This window comes from Serratia sp. CoH_122_TC_1 (assembly GCF_058191755.1).
In genome coordinates, this window is sequence record NZ_JBXWLA010000009.1 from 210,250 (window position 1) to 216,249 (window position 6,000).

A 6,000-nucleotide genomic window follows, 5' to 3' on the forward strand; every position below is an offset into this window, starting at 1 on the left:
GTCATCACCCCCCTCAGGCAAGGTTGATAAATGCTACTATCGGGCGCATATACCTTGATTCGCTAAGGAGAGGTCATGAGTGAAAACCAACTGCGTAAACTCAGCATGGTGGTAGGGGAAAAACTGAAGGCCAATGGTCAGTGGATCACCTGCGCGGAATCTTGTACTGGCGGCGGTATCGCCAAAGCAATCACTGATATTGCCGGCAGTTCCGCCTATTTCGATCGTGGTTTTGTCACCTACAGCAATACCGCGAAACATGAGCTGCTGGGCGTGGCTGAAGACACATTGGCGGCGCACGGTGCAGTGAGCGAAGAAGTGGTGCGTGAAATGGCGCAGGGAGCATTGCATGCGGCACGGGCCAACGTGGCACTGTCGGTCAGTGGTATTGCCGGACCGGATGGCGGCAGTGCGGAAAAACCGGTGGGTACTGTCTGGTTTGGCTTCGCTGAACGCTCTGGGCGGGTGTTGGCGCGTAAGATGCATTTTGCCGGCGATCGTGATGCAGTGCGGCTTCAGGCGACGATTTTCGCGCTGCAAACCGCCCTTGATGAATTTTTGTAAAATTAGGCTTGATACTGTATGACCATACAGTATAATTAGTGACATTTCCTGCACAACATACATTCAGTGGCAGTGTGGGGTAACACCGACATTGCGTAACGAAGGAGCAAAAATGGCTATTGATGAGAACAAGCAAAAGGCGCTAGCTGCGGCACTGGGCCAGATTGAGAAACAGTTCGGCAAAGGCTCCATCATGCGTCTGGGTGAAGACCGTTCTATGGACGTAGAAACGATCTCCACCGGCTCACTGTCACTTGATATCGCATTGGGTGCGGGCGGCCTGCCAATGGGTCGTATCGTTGAAATTTACGGTCCGGAGTCTTCCGGTAAAACGACGCTGACCCTGCAGGTTATTGCTGCGGCGCAGCGCGAAGGCAAAACCTGTGCGTTCATCGATGCCGAGCATGCGCTGGATCCGGTTTATGCGAAAAAGCTGGGCGTTGATATCGACAACCTGCTGTGTTCTCAGCCGGATACGGGTGAGCAAGCCTTGGAAATCTGTGACGCATTAACCCGCTCTGGCGCGGTTGATGTGATCATCGTTGACTCCGTAGCTGCGCTGACGCCAAAAGCAGAAATTGAAGGCGAAATCGGCGACTCACATATGGGTCTGGCAGCACGTATGATGAGCCAGGCCATGCGTAAGCTGGCCGGTAACCTGAAAAACGCCAATACGCTGCTGATTTTCATCAACCAGATCCGTATGAAAATCGGTGTGATGTTCGGTAACCCAGAAACCACCACCGGCGGTAACGCATTGAAGTTCTACGCTTCTGTCCGTCTGGATATCCGCCGTATCGGCGCGGTGAAAGAAGGCGACGAAGTCATCGGCAGTGAAACCCGCGTTAAAGTGGTAAAAAACAAAATCGCAGCTCCGTTCAAGCAGGCTGAGTTCCAAATCCTGTACGGTGAAGGCATCAACAGCCGTGGTGAGCTGGTCGATCTGGGCGTTAAGCACAAGATGATCGAGAAAGCGGGCGCTTGGTATAGCTACAACGGCGATAAGATTGGCCAAGGTAAGGCAAACGCCTGTAATTTCTTGAAAGAAAACCCTGCAGTTGCCGCTGAGTTGGATAAAAAACTGCGTGACCTGCTGCTGCACAGCAGCGGTGAACTGGTTTCTGCAACTAATGAAGGCTTCGACGATGAAGCTGAAACCAGCGAAGAGTTTTAATCGCTGCTGATGTTCGTGAGTGCCGTTGTGTAAGGCAGCACGAACATCAATTTAATCAGGCTTGAATAATGAATGACTTGCTAAGCCGCGCCATGCGCCTGCTGTCGCAACGCGATCATAGTGAAGCTGAACTGCGCCGCAAGCTTGCGGCGCAGCCATTTATGGCGAAAGCCAAATTCGGTACCAAAACCCCCGCATCCTCTGCCCCTGTTCCTGTTCCTGAAGAACCCATTGATCCTGCCGTTATTGAACAGGTCATCGCTTATTGCTATCAGCATAATTGGCTAGACGATCAACGTTTTGCCATCAGCTACATTGGTAGCCGCAGCCGTAAAGGCTATGGCGCGCAGCGAATCCGTTCTGAACTGATGCAAAAAGGCGTGGATAAAGAGCTAACGCAGGCCGCGCTGGCAGAGTGCGATATTGACTGGTGTGAGCAAGCCAAACAGGTGGCGCAGCGTAAATTTGGCGACGAGCTACCAACGGACTGGAAAGAGAAAGCCAAAGTGCAGCGTTATCTGCTCTATCGTGGCTTCTTCCAGGAAGAAATTCAGTCAATTTACCGTGATTTTGCGCAATGAACGCACACGGGGTTTTACTTCCCCTTGAAGAAAATTTATCTTATCCCCACTTTTTGTTCGTGAGCTAGATGTCATCGTCAGGATGTCACGTATCTTGCTCACGTGTCGTTATTCTAGCCTTTCCGGGAAAATTATGAGCAAGAGCACCGCTGAGATCCGTCAAGCGTTTCTCGATTTCTTTCATAGTAAGGGCCATCAGGTTGTAGCAAGCAGCTCCCTGGTGCCTGACAATGATCCGACATTGCTGTTTACCAATGCCGGCATGAACCAATTTAAAGATGTTTTCCTGGGGCTGGACAAGCGCGCCTATTCCCGAGCGACGACCTCACAGCGTTGCGTGCGTGCGGGCGGTAAGCATAACGATCTGGAGAACGTCGGCTATACCGCACGTCACCATACCTTCTTTGAAATGTTGGGTAACTTCAGCTTCGGCGACTATTTCAAACACGATGCCATTAGCTACGCATGGGAACTGCTGACCGGTGAAAACTGGTTTAACCTGCCGAAAGAAAGGCTGTGGGTGACCGTCTATGAAACCGATGACGAAGCCTTCGACATCTGGCAGAAACAGATTGGTGTACCGGCAGAACGCATTATCCGCATTGGCGATAATAAAGGCGGGGCTTTTGCCTCCGATAACTTCTGGCAGATGGGCGATACCGGTCCATGCGGCCCATGCACCGAGATTTTCTACGATCACGGTGATCACATCTGGGGTGGTCCTCCGGGTAGCCCGGAAGAAGACGGCGATCGCTATATTGAGATCTGGAACCTTGTGTTCATGCAGTTCAACCGTCAATCAGACGGTACCATGTTGCCACTGCCAAAGCCGTCGGTAGATACCGGTATGGGCCTGGAGCGTATTGCCGCAGTATTGCAGCATGTTAACTCCAACTATGAAATTGACCTGTTCAGCAAGTTGATTGCCGCAGTGGCCAAGGTGACGGGTGCGACAGATTTGAATAACAAATCTCTGCGCGTTATTGCCGACCATATCCGTTCTTGTGCCTTCCTGGTTTCCGACGGTGTGACGCCATCGAACGAAGGCCGTGGTTATGTGCTGCGCCGCATCATTCGTCGTGCTGTTCGCCATGGCAACATGCTGGGCGCGAAAGACAGCTTCTTCTACAAGCTGGTTGCGCCATTGATCGACGTAATGGGGCCGGCAGCCGACGAATTGAAGCGCCAGCAGTCACTGGTTGAGCAAGTGCTGAAAACCGAAGAAGATCAGTTTGCGCGCACTCTGGAGCGTGGTTTGATCCTGCTGGACGAGGCGCTGGCCAAGCTGGAAGGCGATACTCTGGATGGCGAAACTGCATTCCGTTTGTACGACACCTATGGTTTCCCGATCGATCTGACTGCAGACGTGTGCCGTGAACGTGGCCTGAAAGTGGATGAAGCTGGTTTCGAACAGGCAATGGAAGCACAACGCCGTCGTGCGCGTGAATCCAGCGGCTTCGGTGCTGACTACAACAGCATGATCCGTGTTGATGGTGCCAGCCAATTCAGCGGCTATGACCACGAACAACAGCAATCAACGGTGACCGCGTTGTTCCGCGATGGCCAGCCAGTGGATGAGATCCACGCCGGTGAAGAGGCCGTAGTGGTGCTGGATGAGACCCCGTTCTACGGTGAGTCCGGTGGTCAGGTTGGCGACAAAGGCGTGCTGAAAGCTGCGGGTGCTGATTTTGAGGTAAGCGACACTCAGAAATACGGCCAGGCCATCGGCCATCAGGGCAAGCTGTCTCAGGGGTCTCTGAAAGTGAAAGATCGCGTTGACGCGCAGATCGACAAGGTTCGCCGCAATCGCATTCGCCTGAACCACTCTGCGACGCACTTGCTGCATGCAGCACTGCGCCAGACGCTGGGTGAGCACGTAGCGCAGAAAGGCTCGTTGGTTAACGATAAATACCTGCGTTTCGACTTCTCACATTTCGAAGCGATGAAGCCAGAGCAAATTCGTGCGGTGGAAGACTTGGTTAACCAGCAAGTGCGCCGTAACCTGCCGGTGCAAACTGAAGTAATGGCGCTGGAAGATGCCAAAGAGAAGGGCGCAATGGCGCTGTTCGGTGAGAAGTACGACGACAGCGTGCGTGTACTGACCATGGGTGACTTCTCGACTGAACTGTGTGGCGGTACTCATGCCAGCCGTACTGGCGATATCGGTTTGTTCCGGATCCTCAGTGAGTCAGGGACTGCTGCGGGTATCCGTCGTATTGAAGCGGTAACCGGTGAAGGTGCGATTGCCACTCTGCATCAGCAAAGCGATCTGTTACAGGACGTTGCGCATCTGGTGAAAGGTGACAGTAACAACCTGACGGACAAAGTGCGTATGGTGCTCGATCGCACCCGCGCGTTGGAGAAAGAGCTACAGCAGTTGAAGGACCAGCAGGCGGCTCAGGAGAGCGCATCGTTGTCCAGCAAGGCGAAAATGGTTAACGGCGTACGCCTGTTGGTCAGCCAGCTTGATAACGTTGAGGCCAAAATGCTGCGCACCATGGTTGATGATCTTAAAAATCAATTGGGTTCTGCGATTATCGTGCTGGCCACTACGGCTGATGATAAGGTGAGCTTGATTGCTGGCGTGACCAAAGATCTGACCGACCGAGTGAAAGCCGGCGAGCTGATCGGTAACGTAGCACAGCAGGTTGGCGGTAAAGGGGGCGGACGCCCTGATATGGCGCAGGCCGGGGGAACAGATGTCAGTGCCCTGCCAGCGGCATTAGACAGCGTAGAGGCCTGGGTGGCCTCGAAACTGTGAATATAAATAAATAGCACTTACAAACGCCATAACTCATTACTGATTATGGCGTTTTTATACTGTGCTAACACAATTTGGTTACAATTCCGGGAACAAAGTTTTTCAGGTCGGCTAAACTTATCATTATCTGAGGTGAGACCAAGTCTGCTTACATTTATTGTGGGTAACATGACTTACGTTTTCACAGCATATGATGGATAATGACGGGGAAACTGAGAGACCCGACTCTTTTAATCTTTCAAGGAGCAAAGAATGTTAATTCTGACTCGTCGAGTTGGTGAAACCCTCATGATTGGCGATGAGGTCACGGTCACAGTGTTAGGGGTCAAGGGCAACCAGGTTCGTATTGGTGTGAATGCCCCTAAAGAGGTGTCAGTTCACCGCGAAGAAATCTATCAGCGCATTCAGGCAGAGAAGTCTCAACAGACGACTTACTGATTTCGAAGCAGCGTCTCGTTGCTCAGCGAGACGCTACTGCGCTTTTTTATACCCATCACAAACCATTCCCTGCCTTCTTCTGCAAAATCTTCCTGCGCTCTCCTTCACTTTGTTTGCTATTTCACTGTAGCGGCTTGTTGATAAAACACTCTTTTTGCCGTGAAATCGCCCATGTTGAGCGTGAATTGTGCAAACGCACGTGAGTTGGGAAAAATTGTTTGACTTAAAAGTCGGAGAAAGTAATATGTGCGCCACGCAGTGCCGATGAGCTTCTCTAAAGCAAGTTAGGCACAATTCGAAAGAAGCGTATGGTGAGGTGGCCGAGAGGCTGAAGGCGCTCCCCTGCTAAGGGAGTATGCGGTCAAAAGCTGCATCCGGGGTTCGAATCCCCGCCTCACCGCCATTTGCATCCATAGCTCAGCTGGATAGAGTACTCGGCTACGAACCGAGCGGTCGGAGGTTCGAATCCTCCTGGATGCACC

At 52.2% G+C, this 6,000-nt stretch carries 5 protein-coding genes and 2 tRNA genes; all 7 read left to right on the forward strand.

Features of this window, described 5'->3' with window-relative positions; translation table 11 throughout:
* The first annotated feature begins 75 nt into the window (after positions 1–75).
* The 7 genes from pncC (at position 76) to AC2FC2_RS13850 (ending at position 5,998) form a co-directional block, all read left to right on the forward strand.
* A complete protein-coding gene (gene pncC, locus AC2FC2_RS13820; RefSeq protein WP_209635217.1) occupies positions 76–564 on the forward strand; it encodes a nicotinamide-nucleotide amidase in 489 nt (162 codons plus the stop codon).
* Between the two features lie 112 nt (positions 565–676).
* Entirely contained in the window at positions 677–1,738 is a 1,062-nt protein-coding gene (gene recA / locus AC2FC2_RS13825) for a recombinase RecA (protein ID WP_209635219.1), read from the forward strand.
* A gap of 68 nt (positions 1,739–1,806) precedes the next feature.
* Entirely contained in the window at positions 1,807–2,319 is a 513-nt protein-coding gene (gene recX / locus AC2FC2_RS13830; RefSeq protein WP_490659395.1) for a recombination regulator RecX, read from the forward strand.
* A gap of 133 nt (positions 2,320–2,452) precedes the next feature.
* Positions 2,453–5,080, forward strand: a complete 2,628-nt coding sequence (gene alaS, locus AC2FC2_RS13835; protein WP_209635222.1) for an alanine--tRNA ligase — start codon at positions 2,453–2,455, stop codon at positions 5,078–5,080.
* A gap of 252 nt (positions 5,081–5,332) precedes the next feature.
* The gene (gene csrA / locus AC2FC2_RS13840) at positions 5,333–5,518 is read left to right on the forward strand and encodes a carbon storage regulator CsrA (protein ID WP_004091602.1); all 186 of its coding nucleotides are present in this window, start codon (positions 5,333–5,335) and stop codon (positions 5,516–5,518) included.
* A 310-nt stretch (positions 5,519–5,828) separates the two neighbouring features.
* Positions 5,829–5,921 (forward strand) — tRNA-Ser (locus tag AC2FC2_RS13845).
* 3 nt (positions 5,922–5,924) lie between these two features.
* Positions 5,925–5,998: transfer RNA gene (locus tag AC2FC2_RS13850), tRNA-Arg, on the forward strand.
* Positions 5,999–6,000 lie beyond the last annotated feature (2 nt).

Coding starts and splice junctions, on each gene's coding strand:
- recX (WP_490659395.1), top strand. CDS start 1,807: ATGAATGACTTGCTAAGCCGCGCCATGCGCCTGCTGTCGCAACGCGAT.
- alaS (WP_209635222.1), top strand. CDS start 2,453: ATGAGCAAGAGCACCGCTGAGATCCGTCAAGCGTTTCTCGATTTCTTT.
- csrA (WP_004091602.1), top strand. CDS start 5,333: ATGTTAATTCTGACTCGTCGAGTTGGTGAAACCCTCATGATTGGCGAT.
- recA (WP_209635219.1), top strand. CDS start 677: ATGGCTATTGATGAGAACAAGCAAAAGGCGCTAGCTGCGGCACTGGGC.
- pncC (WP_209635217.1), top strand. CDS start 76: ATGAGTGAAAACCAACTGCGTAAACTCAGCATGGTGGTAGGGGAAAAA.